General features: G+C 33.8%; 20 protein-coding genes and 1 pseudogene. 11 read left to right on the forward strand and 10 right to left on the reverse strand.

Annotated features, from left to right (window positions below):
- Window positions 1-93: pseudogene (locus tag M2326_RS16325) on the reverse strand (IS200/IS605 family transposase); the annotation flags it as partial.
- Between the two features lie 306 nt (window positions 94-399).
- Here M2326_RS16325 and M2326_RS16330 point away from each other — a divergent pair.
- On the forward strand, window positions 400-756 hold the full coding sequence (locus M2326_RS16330) for a hypothetical protein (RefSeq protein WP_264620612.1): 357 nt from the start codon (window positions 400-402) through the stop codon (window positions 754-756).
- A 210-nt stretch (window positions 757-966) separates the two neighbouring features.
- On the opposite strand, the gene M2326_RS16335 is transcribed toward M2326_RS16330, so the two are convergent.
- The 8 genes from M2326_RS16335 to tgt form a co-directional block, all read right to left on the reverse strand.
- Window positions 967-2229 carry an asparagine synthetase B gene (locus tag M2326_RS16335; RefSeq protein ID WP_264620613.1) on the reverse strand — a complete coding sequence of 421 codons (1263 nt, stop codon included), beginning with the start codon at window positions 2227-2229 and terminating at the stop codon, window positions 967-969.
- Between the two features lie 245 nt (window positions 2230-2474).
- On the reverse strand, window positions 2475-4022 hold the full coding sequence (gene dnaB, locus M2326_RS16340) for a replicative DNA helicase (protein ID WP_264620614.1): 1548 nt from the start codon (window positions 4020-4022) through the stop codon (window positions 2475-2477).
- A 140-nt stretch (window positions 4023-4162) separates the two neighbouring features.
- Window positions 4163-5116, reverse strand: coding sequence for an acetyl-CoA carboxylase carboxyltransferase subunit alpha (locus tag M2326_RS16345; protein WP_264620615.1), 954 nt, complete (start codon window positions 5114-5116; stop codon window positions 4163-4165).
- A 183-nt stretch (window positions 5117-5299) separates the two neighbouring features.
- Window positions 5300-5893 (reverse strand): dual specificity protein phosphatase family protein, encoded by a 594-nt coding sequence (locus tag M2326_RS16350; RefSeq protein WP_264620616.1) that lies wholly within the window; start codon window positions 5891-5893, stop codon window positions 5300-5302.
- Between the two features lie 12 nt (window positions 5894-5905).
- Complete coding sequence (locus M2326_RS16355; protein ID WP_264620617.1) at window positions 5906-7840, reverse strand: LTA synthase family protein; 1935 nt, start codon at window positions 7838-7840, stop codon at window positions 5906-5908.
- A gap of 68 nt (window positions 7841-7908) precedes the next feature.
- Entirely contained in the window at window positions 7909-8805 is an 897-nt protein-coding gene (locus M2326_RS16360) for a DMT family transporter (RefSeq protein WP_264620618.1), read from the reverse strand.
- A complete protein-coding gene (locus M2326_RS16365) occupies window positions 8792-9880 on the reverse strand; it encodes an LptF/LptG family permease (protein WP_264620619.1) in 1089 nt (362 codons plus the stop codon). Before M2326_RS16365 ends, M2326_RS16360 begins: the two co-directional genes overlap by 14 nt.
- Before the next feature lie 112 nt (window positions 9881-9992).
- A complete protein-coding gene (gene tgt / locus M2326_RS16370; RefSeq protein WP_264620620.1) occupies window positions 9993-11123 on the reverse strand; it encodes a tRNA guanosine(34) transglycosylase Tgt in 1131 nt (376 codons plus the stop codon).
- Window positions 11124-11593: 470 nt separating this feature from the next.
- Here tgt and M2326_RS16375 point away from each other — a divergent pair, with 470 nt between their 5' ends.
- The 8 genes from M2326_RS16375 (at window position 11594) to M2326_RS16410 (ending at window position 18623) form a co-directional block, all read left to right on the forward strand.
- Window positions 11594-13156, forward strand: coding sequence for a protein adenylyltransferase SelO (locus M2326_RS16375; protein WP_264620621.1), 1563 nt, complete (start codon window positions 11594-11596; stop codon window positions 13154-13156).
- An 89-nt stretch (window positions 13157-13245) separates the two neighbouring features.
- Window positions 13246-13698: a hypothetical protein gene (locus M2326_RS16380; protein ID WP_264620622.1), complete on the forward strand. Its 453-nt coding sequence runs from the start codon at window positions 13246-13248 to the stop codon at window positions 13696-13698.
- The gene (locus M2326_RS16385) at window positions 13589-14674 is read left to right on the forward strand and encodes a tetratricopeptide repeat protein (protein ID WP_264620623.1); all 1086 of its coding nucleotides are present in this window, start codon (window positions 13589-13591) and stop codon (window positions 14672-14674) included. The genes M2326_RS16380 and M2326_RS16385 overlap by 110 nt, the downstream gene beginning before the upstream one ends.
- Window positions 14675-14683: 9 nt before the next feature.
- Complete coding sequence (locus tag M2326_RS16390; protein ID WP_264620624.1) at window positions 14684-15319, forward strand: HAD family hydrolase; 636 nt, start codon at window positions 14684-14686, stop codon at window positions 15317-15319.
- 464 nt (window positions 15320-15783) lie between these two features.
- A complete protein-coding gene (locus M2326_RS16395; protein ID WP_264620625.1) occupies window positions 15784-16065 on the forward strand; it encodes a rhodanese-like domain-containing protein in 282 nt (93 codons plus the stop codon).
- 2 nt (window positions 16066-16067) lie between these two features.
- Window positions 16068-16388 carry a rhodanese-like domain-containing protein gene (locus M2326_RS16400; protein WP_264620626.1) on the forward strand — a complete coding sequence of 107 codons (321 nt, stop codon included), beginning with the start codon at window positions 16068-16070 and terminating at the stop codon, window positions 16386-16388.
- Window positions 16389-16756: 368 nt separating this feature from the next.
- The gene (locus tag M2326_RS16405; RefSeq protein ID WP_264620627.1) at window positions 16757-17605 is read left to right on the forward strand and encodes a transketolase; all 849 of its coding nucleotides are present in this window, start codon (window positions 16757-16759) and stop codon (window positions 17603-17605) included.
- 64 nt (window positions 17606-17669) lie between these two features.
- Complete coding sequence (locus M2326_RS16410) at window positions 17670-18623, forward strand: transketolase family protein (protein ID WP_264620628.1); 954 nt, start codon at window positions 17670-17672, stop codon at window positions 18621-18623.
- A 415-nt stretch (window positions 18624-19038) separates the two neighbouring features.
- Here M2326_RS16410 and M2326_RS16415 read toward each other — a convergent pair whose 3' ends face one another.
- Window positions 19039-19980, reverse strand: coding sequence for an FKBP-type peptidyl-prolyl cis-trans isomerase (locus M2326_RS16415; RefSeq protein WP_264620629.1), 942 nt, complete (start codon window positions 19978-19980; stop codon window positions 19039-19041).
- 79 nt (window positions 19981-20059) lie between these two features.
- Between M2326_RS16415 and M2326_RS16420 the strand changes: the two genes are divergently transcribed.
- Together M2326_RS16420 and M2326_RS16425 are read left to right on the forward strand one after the other, a co-directional pair.
- The gene (locus M2326_RS16420; RefSeq protein WP_264620630.1) at window positions 20060-20446 is read left to right on the forward strand and encodes an RNA-binding S4 domain-containing protein; all 387 of its coding nucleotides are present in this window, start codon (window positions 20060-20062) and stop codon (window positions 20444-20446) included.
- A 50-nt stretch (window positions 20447-20496) separates the two neighbouring features.
- A partial coding sequence (locus tag M2326_RS16425; RefSeq protein ID WP_264620631.1) for a phosphoribosyltransferase family protein occupies window positions 20497-20954 on the forward strand: 458 nt, incomplete at its 3' end.

The raw sequence follows: 20954 nt of genomic DNA on the forward strand, positions 1-20954 counted from the left end.
TCCCTGCAAAACTGCATATCTATATTTTGTAGCCCAAACTATATGAACCGTCAATCTTGATACTGTATGTCCATTTACTCTTTGAAAATCCATATCTCAAAAGTACATTTTTAGAAGCTAAAAGCGAAATGCACTAAAGTACATAGTTTTAACTATTTTTGGGACCAATAAATTAAAACCTACGGCATTCTTAAAAGCAACGAATACTATACCACTAATCGTTACTACAAAAGACTTAGTACTTATGTGAACTATTAATCTCGAAAAAACAGAACCGTTATCAATGCTTAAAGGAATAAATTATTTTATTAAAATAAAACAAAAATGAAAGCAATGAGGTTTCCCGTAAAAAAACACCATCGATGATTTGTATTTTTGAGAAAATAAAATGACACCCTCATGAAATTATTATCTACCACTCTTCTCTGTTTCACTTTATTATCTTGTAATAAAGTAGTAAAAGTGGAAAAGACTGTGACACAAAGAGAAGCTAGAACAAGACTTAATGCTATCCAGAACAACTCTTATGGGTACCGAAAAGACACATACCCGTACGACTATGTCGCGACAGGTACTGACGAAAAAGGAAACGAAGTCACTGGAAAACTAAATCTCAATGGAAAACTGGGAGAAGGAAAGATTTATAGTTCTTATGAAAAAAGAACCATCGAAGTAGTAGTCGAAACTGCTCTTGAAAAAAAGAAAGCTATAGCCATAGATATTGATGGTAATCAATACTTTTTGGACATAAAATAAACCTTAAAGGTTATTATTTTATTTTCATAAACAAATTCTTAGTCCATGCCCAAATGGTAATAGAAAGCCCGGACTGAAAAAAACTGTTTTTTATTGTTGCAAAAGAGCGACCAACGGAAACACCTTTTGTGACAATAGAAAAAACAGTTTATTGAAGGTGGACTTGCAATGTACAACTGGATTAAGCATATCAAAAACTACAAGTGGTAATTATGTTTTTTGCTTCTTTTTTCTAGCTGCAGGAAATAAAACATTATTTAAAATTAAGCGATAACCTGGGGAATTGGGGTACAAATCCAAAACTGTTGGGGCATCACCAACTTGATGCTGATAATCCTCGGGGTCGTGACCGCTAAAAAAAGTAAACATTCCTTTTCCTTTCTCGCCATGAATGTAGCGTGCCTCACCGTTGAGCTCACAAGTTCCCATAACAAGGACGTTAGACTTAATCAAACTAGCATCAAAAGCTGTAGTTTGTCCCATGAATCCTTTGACCAACTGTGTGTGATTCTGACATAACATACTAGGAATAGCGTCCCATTTTGCTGAAAATTGCATCAATGTAAAATAATCTTTATCCATTGGTACTCTTCTTTTTTCAGTCATATCAATATCTGAAAATTCATATTTCTCAGGTCTTCTTTCTAAAGTAAAATCCTTGAAAGCAAATGATTTTGCATAATTTAGCTTCGCTTGATAATTTGCCTCTGAAGGATCTCCATCAAACATTGGTTCACATATATCTACACCATCAGCAGTTAAAGCAATATCAAAACTATCGGTTGCAGAACACATCGCGAACATAAATCCACCGCCTATTACAAAATCTCTAATTTTTTTGGCAACTGCACCTTTTTCTTGAGAAACTTTGTTATATCCTAACTTAGCTGCTAATTCTTCGGCATTCTTTTTTTGCTCAATATACCAAGGAGTGCTTTTGTACGCACCATAGAACTTTCCGTATTGTCCTGAAAAATCTTCATGATGAAGGTGTAACCAATCGTACATAATCAATTGATCACTCAAAACTTCTTCATCATATATAGGGGTAAACGGAATTTCGGCATACGTAAGCACTAACGTTACCGCATCATCCCATGGTTGTTTGCCTTTGGGTGTATAAACAGCAATTTTTGGTGCTTTTTCTAATACAACCGTTTCCATATTTTGAGATGGGCTGGCAATTTCGTTTAATATCGAATTTGTTTCAGTATCAGATAGTATTTCGAAACTTACTCCTCTTACTTGACATTCCTTTCGAATATCAGTTGCATCTGGCAATAAAAAAGAACCACCACGATAGTTGAGTAACCAGCTTGCTTTGTATTTTTTTTCTAAACACCAAAAGGTAATACCGTATGCTTTGAGGTGATTTTGTTGTGTGGTTTCATCCATGGGGATCAAGACAAAGGAGGCTTTAGCTGTGAATGAAAATAAAATAAATAGTAGAAGGACTGTATTTTTGAAACCCATTATATAGCATTTTACCCAAAGATACTAGATTTTATAGTAAGGTTATCTGCAAAATTAAAAAATTAGAGGCAACTCTGCACTAATCACTAGGTAAGAAATCTAAATAAACTGAGATTTTTATAGGTTCCATATATTCTTACTTCATTAATAGTTGTAAAACAAAAAAACTTTGCTTTTGAAGGATTACAAAGGCAAAGTTTTTTTTTTAGTTTTATTCTATAAAATTAGTTTAGCTAATTTTTATATTAAAATGGCATATCGCTATCATCGTCTTCGTCATCATTGAAAGTACTTCCAAAAGCTTCGTTGGCAGATGGTAAACTTTTTGTTGCAAACGGATTATCATCTTGGTTCATTGACGAAGGTAAATCATCGTAATTACCACTAAAATCATCTAGGTTATCAAACTTACCTAAATGTCCAATAAACTTCAAACGTACGTTTTCAATTCCTCCATTACGGTGTTTAGCGATCATAATCTCGGCTTGTCCAGTAGTTGGCGAAGCTTCATCATCATCCCATTCTTCAATTTTATAATATTCTGGACGGTATAGAAACGATACAATATCAGCATCTTGCTCAATCGCACCAGATTCACGAAGATCCGAAAGCAAAGGTCGCTTGCTAGATCCACGAGTCTCTACCGCACGCGATAGTTGAGAAAGTGCAATAACAGGTACATTTAGTTCTTTTGCTAATGCTTTTAAGTTACGAGAAATAGTAGAAATCTCTTGTTCACGATTTCCTCCTCCTTTTCCGTTACCACCCGCAGTCATCAACTGCAAATAATCGATAATTATAATTTTGATTCCGTGTTGCGATACCAAACGTCTTGCTTTTGCTCTAAGGTCAAAGATCGAAAGTGACGGTGTATCATCAATATAAAGTGGCGCTTTTTCAAGATTTTTAACTTTAGTACTCAACATCGTCCATTCATGCGGTTCTAACTTACCAGTACGCAATTTTTCGGATGGTAATCCTGTTTCAGACGAAATTAAACGAGTAATCAGCTGTACTGATGCCATCTCTAATGAAAATAACGCTACGGGATGACCATAATCAATAGCCATATTTCGAGCCATAGAAAGTACGAAGGCTGTTTTTCCCATTGCAGGTCTAGCAGCAATGATAATTAAATCACTTGGTTGCCATCCTGAAGTTAATTTATCCAAGAGAGTAAAACCAGTTTCTACTCCACTTAGCCCCTCTTGTTTACTAATTTCCTCGATTTTCTTTTTGGCTTGTAGTACCAAACTTTGAGCAGTTTCAGAACTACGTTTGATGTTACCTTGTGTTACCTCATATAGTTTAGATTCAGCTTGATCTAATAAGTTGAAAACATCTGTAGTTTCATCATAGGATGCTTCTATGATCTCTGTTGAAATTCGAATTAGACTACGTTGAATAAACTTTTGCAGAATAATACGCGAATGAAATTCGATATGAGCTGAAGAGGAAATTTTTTGTGTAAGCTGAATTAAATAAAAATCTCCACCAGCTAGTTCTAATTTTGCATTTTTTCTTAATTGAGCCGATACGGTCAATAAATCGATTGGTTGCGTCTCTGTAAACAATTCTACAATTGCTTCAAAAATATGCCTGTGTGCTTCTTTGTAAAAAGCATCAGGCTGTAAAATATCAATTACATCATCAACTCCTTTTTTATCAATCATCATGGCACCTAAAACTGCCTCTTCCAAATCAATTACCTGTGGAGGTAACTTACCCTTTTCCAGACTAATAACTGTTGATTTATCCGCTTTGGCCGGATTTGCATTCTTGAAATTTTCCATGTAACGAAAGTAACGTAAATTATAAAAATAAGCGGATTTAGTTGTTACTATTATTTGTTTACAACTTGCTTATTTTTGTTTATAACCAAAAAAAAATCCGAAACGATAAGGCTTCGGATTATAATAATAAAAGTAAGTTATTACTCTTGAAATTCACCCATAGCACAGTATTTAGCCATTCTTTGAGCGATTAAGTCTTCTGTTGATAAGTCTTTCAACTCATTAAAACCTTTCAATATATATTCTGACACAGTTTTGAAAGTAATCTCTCTATCATAATGTGCTCCACCAAGGGGTTCTGGAATAATATCGTCAACTAATTTTTGTTTCTTCATATCGGCTGAAGTAAGTTTTAAGGCATCAGCAGCACGTTCTTTAAACTCCCAGCTTTTCCATAATATAGAAGAACATGATTCCGGTGAAATCACAGAATACCAAGTGTTCTCTAACATATATACTTTATCACCAACACCTATACCTAATGCTCCTCCAGAAGCACCTTCACCTACAATTACGGTGATAATAGGCACTTTTAAACGAACCATTTCAAAAATATTTCTTGCGATAGCTTCTCCTTGTCCTCTTTCTTCTGCTTCCAAACCTGGGTATGCTCCAGGTGTGTCAATTAATGTTAATACAGGAATATTAAATTTCTCTGCCATCTTCATCAATCGTAACGCTTTTCTATACCCTTCAGGATTTGCCATCCCAAAATTTCTATACTGGCGTGTTTTAGTATTGAATCCTTTTTGTTGTCCGACAATCATAAAGGATTGACCGCCAATTTTACCCAAACCACCAATCATCGCTTTATCATCCTTAAAGGTTCTGTCTCCATGAAGTTCAAGGAAACTTTCTCCGCAAATGGCTCTAATATGGTCTAATGTATAAGGTCTGCTTGGATGTCTTGACAATTGTACTCTCTGCCAAGCCGTAAGGTTTTCATATATATTTTTCTTTGTCTCAATCAGTTTTTTGTTAATCTGTGTACATGTCTCAGATACATCAACATCTGATTCCTGACCAATAACTTGACATTTTTCTAACTGCTCTTCTAATTCTTTTATTGGAAGCTCAAAATCTAAATATTCCATAGGATTTGTGCGTTTACATTTTAATTGGACTGCAAATATAAAATTTTATATCGTTTAATACTTTTATTTTTTGTTTAAGTCTAAAAATCATTGGTATTTAAAGCAACTAAAATACTCCTCATCCGAAATTATTCTTAAAAACAAAACAATAAAACACAAGTTATAAACGTTTTACAGACTTTTTTACTTGTTATTTTCTTTGGCTAACGCTGCTCTTGTTTTATATGCTTTCAAATATTCACCTTTAGGCTTACCATCATCAAAAGAGCTAAATTTAACCAAAGTACGAACACCTTGACGTGCTTTTTCATTTGAGAAATTTTCATATTCTATTCGATACAAAGCAGAATACATTTCTGCTCTACCTACTCCGTGATAGCAATGAATTAAAACTGGATAGTTATCTTTATTATCCATAATTTTAAAAAAAACATCTAGATTTTTTTGATTAGGGATTTGATCTGAACCATTATTAAAATAGTTCACTCCTTTTATTTTTGCAATAGCTTCCTTCTCTGCTATTAATTCAGCTGGGATTTCGGGGTTGTTTACCAAATCGGCTGTGCCTGGAAAACGCAAATCAATAACAGACTTGATATTATTCTCTTTTATGTAACTTTCTAATTCATCTGGTGGAATTACACCCGATTTATAAACCTTTCCTTTGGTAATGGTTTCAAAGTTATGATTGATATTCATATCGTAACCATATTTTGCTGCAAAAATAAGCACAAGTGCCAAAATGGAAAGTCCTATTATTTTTGTTCTCTTTTTCATATTTTTATTTTATTATTTCTCTGAAGTCATTTTTTTATCTACTACTCTATTCATGTAATCTTGAATGAAAGCTTTACATTGTAACTCAACCGCATTCATTTCGGCATTACGGTTTTTAATCAAATTATGTTTCAGAGCTGTATCGTTTATATCATAAAATCCTAAGGCATTTTGTCCGTCAAAGGTACAAATATAATTCCCTTTAGAAAATTGATAGATTGATCCTGTAGAATTGATAACGAAAGGAGCTGTTGTTTTTTTATCTATTAAACTTCTACCCCAGCTTCTAAAAGGTTTATCATACCCAATCATATCCAAAATCGTAGGGTAGATATCAATTTGCTGAGCAAGATCGGTATCAACACCCACATATTTGCTATTGGGCTGGTAAATTAAAATGGGCACCGCAAAATGATTGATCGGTTTATGATACTCATCATAATAAATTTGATTACAATGATCGGCTACCAATACAAAAATTGTATTTGCAAACCAGGCTTCTTTTTTCGCTTCGTCAAAAAAACGTTTCAAAGCATAATCGGTATATTCGGCACATTTGTGAATAGGTACTCCTCCTTCATGAAATTTATCCTTGTACTTTTCTGGAATAATATAGGGTTCGTGTGAAGAAACAGTAAATACGGATGCAAAAAAGGGAGACTTCTTAATATCCAATGTCTTTTTCATATATTGCAAAAATGGTTCATCCCAAATTCCCCAGAAACCATCAAATTGAGAATCATCATTAAATTCGGTTCGACCATAATAATGATCAATTCCTAAGATATTACTAAACCCTAAAAAACCCATAGATCCATTGGCGGCACCATGAAAAAAGGAGGTATCATATCCTTCTCCTTTTAAAGTTGAAACGATAGATTCAATTTTTTGTTTAGGATAAGGTGATGAAGTAAATGCATCTTTGAACGAAGGAATCCCCGCAAGCACAGATGACATCCCATGAATAGACTGGCGCCCATTTGCAAAAGCGTTATTAAAAATCAAACTGTGTTGAGCCAATGAATCCAAAAATGGAGCATGGCTTTTATAGTTTGGTATTTTCATATCTTTATTAAATGCACCTATATATTCTCGTCCATAACTTTCTAGAATAAAAACCACCACATTGGGCTTCGTCTTTGGATTGTTGTGGTATTCTTTGATTGGTTGAATTTCTTTATCAATCAATTCGACCGTCACCCCTGCATAATTTTGTTTTGCAAATCCATTAGTAAACAATGTACGAATCAACGCAAAAGGCGTATTCAATACAATGTCTGAATGCACGATGTTCTTTACATGGCGGCTTGCATCTAGTAGGTTAATTGGTCGTGTTGACTTTTTAAAATCACCTCCACGAATCCCTCCAATAACCATTAGTATAATAAATAAAAAAGCTACAACTGAAAAACCAAAATATGGAATTAACTTGGTTGGCTTCAATGTCTTTACGTTTACTTTTTTATACAAATATACCCAAACTGTAGCACACAATAAAAACAACAATGGCACATGCCAATAATCAAATATAAAACTAAAAAGCAATGTGTTTTTGTTAGTTTCATGTTTTAAAACCTCCCACACCACGCTAGTAGTTCTAGCAAACGTATATTTGTAATAAATAAAATCTACAAAATTAGTCGCATAAGCCAACAAATTGGTTGTGAAATAGAGGTAGAATAAAAACTTCTGATAGGCTTTATTAGTATTTTTGAGAATAGGTAAGATCGAAAATACTATAAAAAGTAAATTGACATATAAGATCGAAGTAGTATCAAAGGTCATCCCATAATAACAAAGCATAAGAAAATCTGAAACAGACTCTACTCTCAGCAATTCAGCATTGTAAGTATAGAATAAAACGCGGGCAATAAAGTAAAAAAGGTAAGCTAGAATAAGTCTATAAAACAGTACTTTGTATTCGTTTAAGCGCAAGTTTTGTTGCATTCTTTATTTTTTTTAGTAAAGACAACAAAGGTATCATAAAAAATCTGTTTCAAATAGTTAAAAAAAGACTAAATCAATACCCTTTTCTTGCGTGTTTTGCGATGCTTGTACACACCGTTGAGGACAACCATTACAAAAATCAACAAAGCACCAAAGTAAAATGACATACTCATCTTCTCTTTGTCACCCAAAATAAAGTAAGCCAACAAGATACCATAAACAGGCTCCAAATTGGTTGTTAACATGACAGTATAGGGAGATAATTGTTCCATTACTTTTACTCCTGCTGTAAAAGCATATGCTGTACAAACAGAGGATAGAGCCAAAAGTACCCACCAATCATTTGCACTTAAAACAAAAAAATCGGATGTGAATTTTTGCTGCGTCAAAAAATAAATACTAATAAAAAATACTCCCGATAAAAACTCATAAAACGTAATTACAGTAGCATCTTGATTCTGAATTAACTTACCATTAAAAATAGTAAACAAAACCCCAATTACTATCGAAATAAATGCATATATCATCCCTTGAAGATAATTAACCTCAACTTGCATAATCAAACCCAAACCTAACATAGTGATGAGTCCAAAAAAAACTTCGTAACCAATAATCTTTCTACCATAAAACAAAGGTTCCATTAAAGAGGCCAAAAAAGCACCCAACGAAAATATAGAAAGCGTTATCGAAACATTAGATATTTGGATCGCATGAAAAAATAAAATCCAGTGCAACGCAATCAAAAATCCAACCAACACTAATTTTAAGAATAGATTGATCGAAATCTTAAAAGTCTTCTTTTTGTAAATAATGTACATCCCCAAAAAGCACGAAGCCATTAGCATTCGATACCAAACAATAGCGCTTGACTCGATACTTAACAACGCCCCTAATACTGCGGTAAAACCCCAAATTAAAACAATAAAATGGAGTGTAAAATAACTTTTAAGATTATCGTTTTGCATTTCGTAATAAAAATATAGCTAAGATTCCAAAAACAAAATTCGGAAACCACACAGCAATAAAAGGTGAAAAAGTAGTTTTTTCGGCAATAACACCAAAAACCTTATCGAAGAAAACAAATCCAAAAGCGATTGCAATACCAATGGTTAAATTCATCCCCATACCTCCTCTACGTTTCATCGCAGATACAGAAACTGCTATAATTGTAAGGATAAAAGCAGAGATTGGTACACTGTATTTTTTATACAATACAACCATATACACATTAATATTCGATGAACCTCTAGCTCTTTCTTTATCAATAAAATTATTTAATTTGTCTAGTGTAAGGGTTTCTGCAATATAAACTACTGGAGTTAAATCTTCCAATTCAAAACTAAATTTAGTTTTCTTCTCAGACAACTTTTCAATAATATCCCCCAATTCACCTACCGTTCGTTTATTATAGTCATACATGGTATATGTACTATCGGCAGCATTCCACTGAATTCTACTAGCGGTAATTTTGGATACCATTTTATCCCCTTTAAACTTTTCGATAGAAAAATTAAAAGCTGTTTTGGTACCCGGATTATAACTATTAACATACAAAAATTCATTGTCGTTTATCTGGCGATACACATCGGTATTATCGCCCCGCATGGCCTGTTGTCCGTTGGTTCTCAAATAAGTGTAGCGAAAGTTATTAAACCCCTCACTTGAAACAGGTACCACAAAGAAACCCATAATCAAAACAAAAACGGATACCATTGTTGCTCCTATAAGATAAGGACGCAAAAACCGTGTAAATGAAATACCAGAACTCAAAATGGCAATAATCTCTGTGTTATTGGCTAGCTTGGATGTAAACCAAATGATAGACAAGAACAAAAATATAGGAAATAAATTGTTGGCAAAATAAATAGTAAAATGGTAATAATACACAGCAATTTTAAGAAACGGAACCTTATTTTCAATCATGAAATTAATTTTCTCCGAGACATCGACGATGATTCCAATAGGAACAAACATCAGTAACATAGAGACAAATGTACCTAAATATCTTTTTAAAATGTACTTATCTAGTATTGTTAACATATAAAAAAGTTTAAAAGTTTAAGGTTTAAAAGTTTAAAGTTTAAGGATTAATAAGCAGTACAATCATACGACACTCTTTAAACTTTAAACTATAAAAACTATAAACATTTATTTACAAGCGCTGACTCATATTTCTTACCATCATATCCTTCCAGGTTCTAAAGTCTCCTGTGATAATATGTTTTCTAGCCTCACGTACCAACCACATATAGAAACCAAGATTATGGATCGTAGCAATTTGCTTACCTAGATACTCATTGGCTGCAAAAAGATGGCGCAAATAGGCTTTTGTATACTCCGTATCTACCCAAGTAATCGCCATGTCATCAATAGGAGAAAAGTCTGCTTCCCATTTTTTATTCTTGATATTAATGGTCCCATTGGCCGTAAACAACATTCCGTTTCTCGCATTACGAGTCGGCATCACACAGTCAAACATATCAATTCCGAGTGCAATATTTTCCAAAATATTAATAGGTGTTCCTACTCCCATTAAGTAACGTGGTTTATCTTCTGGCAAAATAGCTGTAACCACTTCGGTCATGGCATACATTTCCTCGGCAGGCTCCCCTACAGACAATCCACCAATTGCATTACCAACTTGGTTCGAATTCGCAATATATTCAGCCGATTTCTCTCTTAAATCTTTATAAACACTACCTTGAATAATCGGAAAAAAATGTTGATTGTACCCGTATTTCATTGGTAATTTATCCAAATGTGTGATACAACGATCCAACCAACGGTGCGTCATATTCATCGAGCGACGTGCATAGTGATAATCACAAGGATAAGGTGTACATTCGTCAAAAGCCATGATAATATCAGCTCCAATAGTACGCTGAATTTCCATAACATTTTCTGGTGTAAAAAAGTGGTAGGAACCATCTATATGCGATTTAAACTTCACTCCTTCTTCCTTAATCTTTCGGTTTGAAGAAAGCGAATACACTTGATATCCACCAGAATCGGTCAAAATAGGTCGATCCCAGTTCATAAATTTATGCAATCCACCTGCTTTTTCAAGAATTTCAGTCTTTGGTCGCAAGTACAAATGATACGTATTTCCCAAAATAATATCTGGATTAATATCTTCCCTTAATTCCCTCTGATGCACACCCTTAACAGATGCAACCGTACCAACAGGCATGAAAATTGGGGTTTCAATCACACCATGATCAGTGGTAATACTTCCTGCTCTAGCCTTAGACTGCGGATCTTTTTTTAATAAATCAAACTTCATACTACGTTTTTTGTTCCGATTGTTCGGCGGGCAAAGATAGTTTAATTTAGAAAAAGTACACTTATTTTAAATCCTAAAGTCTTTTATAAAAAAATAGCTCTCTAAAATCATTTGGACTTGACCCGCTTCCACTGCGTTTCATCAGGAACGGACTACACTTTACAAGTCCTCAACAAGTTCCGCTATCACTTCATTTGTTTGTGGGCTTTTTCATTGCTATACCTCATGCAAAAAATGAATACGAATTTCAAACTATGATTATCTACCACCAGACAACATCAATTAAATAACTGCACAAATATATCATTCCTCAAATCTGTTTTCTTAATTTCTACTATTCCCCCCTACACTTCATCACCTAGCAATTTATTTACATGATTAAAAAAAACAAATCAAATTTCATGTAAAAAAGCAATAGAGAAGCATCCACAACATTAGTATTTGTATCTTTGTGTTAAACGATACAAGCCATGAAACTCAACATTCAAGATACTTTCAACAAAGAACTTCCAGCTGATCCTATAATAATCAACAGCATTAGACAAGTAGAAAAAGCTTGTTTTTCATTTGTTACCCCAAAAAAAACAGCCAACCCAAAAGTCCTTCACATTTCACCAGAAATGGCAGAGAATCTAGGCATTTCGATAGAAGAAACACAAACTGACTATTTTCAAAACATTGTAACTGGAAACGAAGTCCTTCCTGACACCCAACCTTACGCCATGTGTTACGGCGGCTACCAATTTGGTAATTGGGCAGGACAACTCGGTGATGGCCGCGCTATCAATTTGACCGAAGTCATACACAACAACAAACGCTGGGCAATTCAATTAAAAGGTGCCGGACTCACACCCTACTCTAGAACTGCAGATGGCCTCGCCGTTTTGCGTTCCTCGGTTCGAGAATATTTATGCAGTGAAGCCATGTTCCACTTAGGCATTCCAACTACTCGAGCATTATCTCTTTCGTTATCGGGAGATGAAGTCTTGCGCGACGTATTGTACAACGGCAATCCTGCGTATGAAAAAGGGGCTATTGTAAGTCGCATTGCTCCTAGCTTTTTACGATTTGGAAATTATCAAATACTTGCTTCTCGACAAGACCATGACACCTTAAAAATATTGGTTGATTATACCATAAAACATTTTTATACCGACTTGGGCTCACCCTCCAAAGCCACTTATTTATCCTTTTTCCAACAAGTTGCAGACAGAAGTTTGGATATGGTTTTACACTGGCAACGCGTCGGTTTTGTACATGGTGTAATGAATACCGATAATATGTCAATCCTAGGGTTAACTATTGATTATGGTCCTTATGGCTGGCTTGAAGGCTATGACTATGGCTGGACTCCCAATACTACCGACGCTCAAAACAAACGCTATCGTTACGGCAAACAACCCGAAATGGTATTATGGAATCTCTACCAACTTGCCAATGCGCTCTATCCGCTAATTGATGAAGCAGCTGGACTCGAAGCTGTTTTAGAAAGTTACAGGACACAGTATGACGAAAAATACCTAAAAATGATGCGTTCCAAAATTGGTTTGTATACCGATCAAGAAGGCGATGACACAATTATTCAGGTACTTGAAGAAAACTTGCATTTGATTGAAACAGATATGACTATTTTTTATCGAAATTTAAGTCAATTCGAAAAAGGAAACCCAGAAAAAGGAATTTCGATTATTCAAGATGCTTTTTATCAGTCAATAGAAGAATATCCTGAAGTGATAGAAACATGGACGCTTTGGTTTGAACATTACAACCAACGATTGGTTTTCGAAAACGAAATAAACTCAGAACGTAGAGAAAAAATGAATGCGGTAAATCCTAAATATGTTTTACGCAACTATATGTCGCAACTCGCCATTGATGCCGCAGACAAAAAAGACTACACCTTGATTGACGAGTTATTCCAACTTTTAAAAAATCCATATGCAGAGCAACCAGAACATGAAAAATGGTTTGCAAAACGTCCTGACTGGGCACGTGACAAAGTAGGATGTTCTATGCTGTCTTGCAGTTCTTAATTTTCAAAAAAGGAGCTAAGGGATATTTTACATGTTTAAATAAGGAGTATATTTCATCTGTACAATAGTACTATTTAAACCTTCATCTTATGAATATAAAAATATATTGGTTCGTCTTACTACTTTCGTTTATTGCTACGGGACAAACAAGCACCCAACATAAAGATCCAAAGGCAATTTCTAATGCAAAAGTAATAAGTCATTACTATCGCGATAGTATTGTATCCATGCAACTATTCATGGGACTTGATAAAAAAATGGACAGTCTTAAAACGTATCATGCAAATGGTAAAAAAAATGAAGTTTTTTACTTTGACGCCATGGGATTAATTGATGGTGCCGCAGAACAATACAATAAGGAGGGAGAAAAAATGGTTACTACTACATTTTTGCACGGAAAAATAAGCAATAGAATTGACTATAAGATACCCTTTGAAAACACCAGGCAAGAAAGCACTAGAAACATTGGTTTCATTAAACAAAAGAACAAATTACAACCCAACTGCATTAAAAGATATTTACATAAGAGCACACCTTTATAAGAAACTAAATAATTATACGCTGGCCATAGTGGATTTTAAAAGAGTTGAAAAAGTATTAGATAAGTCTTTAAATGATTCTAAAAGAAAAATCCCTGATTCGATAAAAGCTAAACTAATCGTAAACCAAACTATCGTATATGATGCATTGGCAAACATTTACTCTATGTTTGAAGTACAAAACACAGCACTTCATTATTACACAAAAGCCGTAAAGTCTTCTCCAAAAGATTATCGAGTGCTGTACAATTTCACAAATTATTTAACCAAGATAAAATCATATCGTCTATCTGAAACTTATTTAAAAAAAATATTAGAAAAGAACCCTTCCCACCCACATGCGAGATGGGGAATCTCTTATTTATACCTTTTATTAAAAAATTATGACCAAGCTTTGTTTCATGCAAATTTGGCTTTAGTAAACGAAGACAAGATTATTAAAGGAGAAGCTGGTAATTATGATGAAGGGATAAGCATAAAAGCTATACGAGGATTGGCTTACCACAAATTAGGAGAAACAGAAAAAGGTATTAAAGACCTAAAGGAAGTTTTAAACAGATCAAAAAACAATAGCTACGCCATGAGAAATTTAGGCATAATCTACCTTGATCAAGAAAAATATCAAGAAGCTTGCACTTTATTTCAAAAAGCCAAATCACTTGATTACGTAAAAATTTATGACGATACAGATTTTGATGATTTAGCAAAGAATGCTTGTGATGGTATACATTCAATCATCCAAAAAAAGATAATAGAACTTCCTTACATCTATCCAAATCCTATACAAAATAATCTTACTATAATGAATTATGAATTTAAAACATTTGATTATGAATTTTTCAACTACCAATCCATCTCTGTTTTACATGGACATAGCGTTGATAATAGGATAGATACAAGTAGTTTATCATCTGGTTTTTATATTCTAAAAATTTACAATAATCCTTACTCTCAAACTTTTAAAGTAATAAAAGAATAACATAATATCATGAAATACAAATGCATCATCTTTGATTGTGACGGCGTGCTTGTCGATAGCGAAAGCATTACGAACTTGACTTTAATTGAATTAGCAAAAACAGTTGGCGTAACTATGACCGAAAAATTTGTGATGAATCACTTTTTAGGAAAATCGCTCGCATTTTGCTTTAACTACATTCAAAGCCAGACTACCCAAAAACTTCCAACTAATTTTGAAGCCGAATTTAGAGAACGTACTTTTCAAGCTTTCAAAACACACCTTCAACCCATTGCTGGTGTTCATGAATTATTGGATAAACTGAAAATTGATTTTTGCGTAGCTTCGAATGGTCCAAGAGAAAAAATACGATTGAATTTGACTACTGCAAACTTAATTGATAAATTTGAAGGGAAGATTTTCAGCGCTTATGATATTAATAGCTGGAAACCCAATCCAGAACTTTATCTTCATGTTGCCAAAACGATGGGATATAAAGTAGCCGATTGTGTAGTTATCGAAGATAGTCCTGCAGGTGCACAAGCTGCTTTATCCGGAGGTTTTGCAGTTTATGGCTACCTTAATTCTCATAATAAAACTGAGTTTGCTCATATGAAAATCCCCGTATTTGAGGACATGAAAAATCTCGACTTATTACTATCTTAACCTTTACTAGTTAAAACTATTTTTTATAATATAATGGAAAAATAATCGGATTGAATTCTTTGTTACCTAGAACTCAATTTAATGTTCAGTAGATAGAATCCTTCCCGAAAACATTACTTTGTTTGGAAAATGAAACTTAGTAAAACATCGGTAGATTTGGTAGAGTTACCTCAACTACCGTATATTTTTTCAAAACAATAACATAGAAACATCACAAAATATACTGAAAAATAAGTCGAAGAAACACAAGTATTTTACCGAAAATATAAAACTGAATTACGAACTTCAACTTCTACTACATAAACACTCTAAAATTAAGCACTTTATTTTGATACACTTCCAAAAAACTACTTTTTATCTTAATATGTAACTATTGTTACAAAACTTTCTTTACACGAATTGTACATTTGCTATATCAAAAAAAAAATATACTGAATTGTGTATTAATTATAAAATTCAAGAAAATGATTTTAGAAAACATAATAAAAGAAAATCAAGGAACAATCGTAGATGTACGCACCTTTGCTGAATTTGCAGGTGGTCATGTTGCAGGCTCAATTAATATTGCCCTAAACGAACTTCCTCAAAAAATCGAAGAAATCAAAAAACTAAAAATGCCTCTAATCCTATGTTGTGCATCTGGAAACCGTAGCGGTCAAGCACAACATTTTCTTTCTCAACATGCCTTTGAATGCTACAATGGTGGTTCATGGATGGATGTCAATTATTACCAAACTAAAAATTAAAAATGATCAACTTACTTAAAAAATTATTTGGAATAGGATCCTCTGTAGATTTTGCAACCTTGATTAAAGATGGCGCTTTAATAATTGATGTTCGTAGTCCATCAGAATACAAACAGGATCATATTAAAGGTTCTAAAAATATTCCTTTGAACGAACTAACCAACCATATTTCAAAAATAAAAAAAGACACTCCTATTATTACTTGCTGTGCTTCAGGTATGAGAAGTGCTTCAGCCAAAGGTATTTTGAAATCAAATAATTTCACTGCGGTTTACAATGGTGGTGGCTGGTTAAATCTTCAGAATAAGATATATAAACCCTAAAAAATGCAGAAGTAAAAGCAATCCATTTATTTTCGAAAAATAGGAATAAATTTAGTGTTTTTTTAGAATAGAATAAAAATGAACTGCGCACTTGCCAAGAGTACTATTTAAATAGAAATTTCAGAAGCAATTTGCTTAATTCTGAATTCAATCAAAACAAAAGTAATAATTGGTTCTATTGAATTGGGCGCATAAATTATAACAAACCAAAAATAGCTATTATTCAATAGGTGATGATTATTCACAAAAAAAAGTTCTTTTTATGGGACTTTTTTTGCTTTATATATAAAAATAAACAAAACCACAAATCATTTGTCTTAACACAAAATAAAATTTACATTTGCAGTAGTTTAACTTTTACACACACAATGAAGCCTAACACACAACAATTAAGTGATTTAACAATCCAAGTAAGAAGAGATATTCTTCGAATGGTACATGCGGTAAACTCTGGACATCCAGGAGGTTCACTTGGATGTACTGAATTTCTAGTAGTTCTTTATCAAAACCTAATGGAACGTAAAGAAGGATTTGATATGGATGGAATTGGTGAAGACCTTTTCTTCCTTTCAAACGGACATATTTCTCCAGTTTTTTATAGCGTATTAGCGAGAAGTGGATATTTTCCAGTTTCTGAATTAGCTACTTTTCGTTTGATCAACTCAAGATTACAAGGACACCCAACTACACATGACCACTTACCTGGTATACGTATGGCTGCTGGATCACTAGGACAAGGTTTATCTGTTGCTATTGGTGCTGCTCAAGCAAAAAAATTGAATAACGACAATCATATCGTTTATGCATTAACAGGTGATGGTGAATTGCAAGAAGGTCAAAACTGGGAAGCAATCATGTATGCCTCTGCTAAAAAAGTAGATAATTTAATCGCAACTGTCGATTTAAACGGAAAACAAATTGATGGTGCAACTGATGATGTATTGGCAATGGGAAGCATTCGTGCAAAATTTGAAGCTTTTGATTGGGACGTACTTGAAATTAAAGAAGGAAACAACATCGAAGCAATTATTGCAGGAATGAATGAAGCAAAATCAAGAACAGGAAAAGGAAAACCAGTTTGTGTATTGCTTTATACTGAAATGGGTAACGGAGTAGATTATATGATGTACAGTCATGCTTGGCATGGTAAAGCACCAAATGATGCTCAATTAGAAAATGCTTTGGCTCAAAATCCAGAAACTTTAGGAGATTACTAATTTAAATTCGTAATCCGATTTTAGTATTCAGGAATGAATGCATTCACCTTTTTTAAAATAAAAAATGAAAAAATATACAAATACAGGAAGTAAAGATACTCGTTCAGGATTTGGAGCGGGAATGACTGAATTAGGTCAAACAAACGAAAATGTAGTAGCACTTTGTGCTGATTTAATTGGTTCATTAAAATTTGATGAATTCAAAAAAAATCACCCAGAGCGTTTTTTCCAAATCGGAATTGCAGAAGCAAACATGATTGGAATTGCAGCTGGATTAACAATTGGTGGTAAAATTCCGTTTACTGGAACTTTTGCTAACTTTTCTACAGGAAGAGTTTATGACCAAATTCGTCAATCAGTAGCTTACTCTGAGAAGAATGTAAAAATTTGTGCATCTCACGCAGGATTAACATTGGGTGAAGATGGTGCAACACATCAAATCCTTGAAGACATTGGTTTGATGAAAATGTTACCAGGTATGACAGTTATCAATACTTGTGACTACAATCAAACAAAAGCAGCTACTATTGCACTAGCTAAACTTGAAGGACCAGCTTATTTGCGTTTTGGTCGCCCTGTTGTTGCTAACTTTACACCTGCTGACGAAGAATTCGTAATTGGAAAAGCAATTGTACTAAGCGAAGGAACTGATGTAACTATCGTTGCTACTGGTCACCTAGTTTGGGAAGCTTTGATCGCTGCTGAAGCGCTAGAAGCTAAAGGTATTTCTGCTGAAGTTATCAACATTCACACAATCAAACCATTAGATGATGAAGCAATTTTGAAATCTGTTGCTAAAACTGGATGTATGGTTACTGCCGAAGAACATAACATTCTTGGAGGTCTTGGAGAAAGTATTGCTAGAGTTCTAGCATTAAACAATCCTAAACCACAAGAGTTTGTAGCAGTTCAAGATAGTTTTGGTGAGTCTGGAACTCCTGAGCAATTAATGGAAAAATACAAATTGAACAATCAAGCTATTTTTGCCGCTGCTGAAAAAGTAATTGCAAGAAAATAAAAGTTTGATTTCATAGCATAAAAGCCGCTACTTACCGAAAGTAGTGGCTTTTTTATTGAGGAATTTCTCCTCCTGTAAAACAATATCGCGCTGAGCTTAACAAAGAGAATGATTACTTATAAAACGAAAACTGAACATAGTCTTCTACAAGCTTATAAGGATATACTAAGAAACAGAATTTTACTCTCAAAAAGTATTTTATATTTTTTTATTACGTAAAAAATCTATTTTATTACTAGCCCGTTTTGCGTGAGTAATATAAAAAATCTTCTGTGGCAGAAGCAATATCCTTATAGCAAGTAAGGCTAATAAAAGTATTGATCTAAGTCATTAATTGATGACAGGTCTAAATCAAAATTTACGAACAAAAAAATCCCATTTCAATTGAAATGGGATTTTTTTATTTAGTATGAAATTATTTTTTTGGTACACTATTTTTATCTAGATAATCACTTCCTGCTGCGATCTCTACTAGGGTACTAAAGCCGTCTCCATCATCATCGGTATCTAAAAAATTAGGAATACCATCACCATCTGTATCATCAAAGTTAGTAGGCGTTATTGGGTAAGTAGTTTTATTTAAATAACTATAAGCATAACCATCATTGTTCAAATCCTCTTTATAAGACAAAACACTATCGCCATCTTGATCTAACCTTTGTAAAGCATATAGTTTAATACTGAAAATTACCGGCGCATAAGATGGAATTATATCAGCTCCTGCACTATAGTAAGCAAGTCCAGATGGTATAAAAAGAATACCCGAACCAAAATCATTATACTGAACTTCTCCGTTCATTCCTTCGGTTGCTGTTCCTACTTTAAATTTCGGCATTAACTCCCCCCGTCCTCTAATCACACCACTGTACAAATTACTCATAGATTGCGGATATTTAATCTCTTCAAAAAATGTCGCAGATAATGTTGTAAGGTCTGAAGGTGTTGACTCAGATAAATACCTTCCACTATATGAAACCAATACATTATCTACATTAGAAGGAGACTCACCTATACCTTCTCTCAATACCAAGTAGTACATAGAATAGGTAATACCATGTAACTGTACCTCTCTTGTCAATAATTTAGGATATCCTGAATTGCCCAAATAAGAATAGATAGAAGATTGATCTGCATCAATCTTTGCAAAAACCACATCTTGATCGGTTTGATCGCCAGGATCTTGCGTGACAGTAATATAATTGGTTTTCAAATACTCTTCAATCATTACATTCTCTGCTGTAAACTCCTCTTGATAATCCCTTAATGGTGCTACTATTATTGAATTATCGTTTTTTGAACAGGAAAATAAAAGTACTGTTGTAAGTGATAGAATAAAATAAAACTTAAATTTGTTCATTATAACTAATTTTTAAGTGCGCAAGATACAATATTGATTTATTTTTGTAAACTATTTAACTCTGATTTTATACACTATTATGCGAATTGACAAATATTTATGGTGCGTACGCTATTACAAGACTAGAAACATGGTTACAGAAGCTTGTAAGAAGAACCATATTACCGTAAATGGTCAGGTTGCCAAAGCATCCAAAGAAGTATTTCCTACCGATAAAGTAACCTTTAGAAAAGACCAAATTACACAGATCATCACAGTGCTAGACATCCCGGATAGTCGTGTGGGAGCCAAATTGGTTGACATATACAGGCGTAACGACACTCCTCCTGAGGTTTACCAACACCTCGAACTCTTGAAGCTATCCAAAGATCATTACAGAAAAACAGGAACTGGACGACCAACAAAAAAAGACCGTCGTGATATTGACGAATTCGGAAACGACATTCCCGAAAAAGAAGAAGAATAAAATACTCCTCTGCCGTACCTAATTTAAACTTTATAATCTCAAATCGAAAAATGAGCAAAAATATCATTCTTACCCATCAAGAAATCAACCACAAAATAAAACGTATTGCTTACCAAATTTACGAAACCTTTATAGATAACGACGAAGTAGTTTTGGCAGGAATTGCCAGCAATGGCTATATTTTTGCTAAAAAAATAGCCAAGGAACTACAAAACATCTCTACTTTGAAGATTAGCCTTTGTGAGGTACATATTGACAAACAAAAACCAGAGTCGGTAGTGCGCACTTCTTTATCAAAAGAAGAGTACAGTAACAAGGGTCTCATACTAGTTGATGACGTTTTAAACTCGGGTACTACTTTGATATATGCGGTAAGACATTTTCTAGATGTACCATTATCCAAATTCAAAACTGCGGTACTTGTAGATAGAAATCATAAAAAATACCCCGTAAAAGCGGATTTCAAAGGGATTTCGCTTTCCACTTCCTTACTAGAACACGTTCATGT

Origin of the sequence: Flavobacterium psychraerolatum, from assembly GCF_025960985.1 — a bacterium.
Classification (GTDB): Bacteria; Bacteroidota; Bacteroidia; order Flavobacteriales; family Flavobacteriaceae; genus Flavobacterium.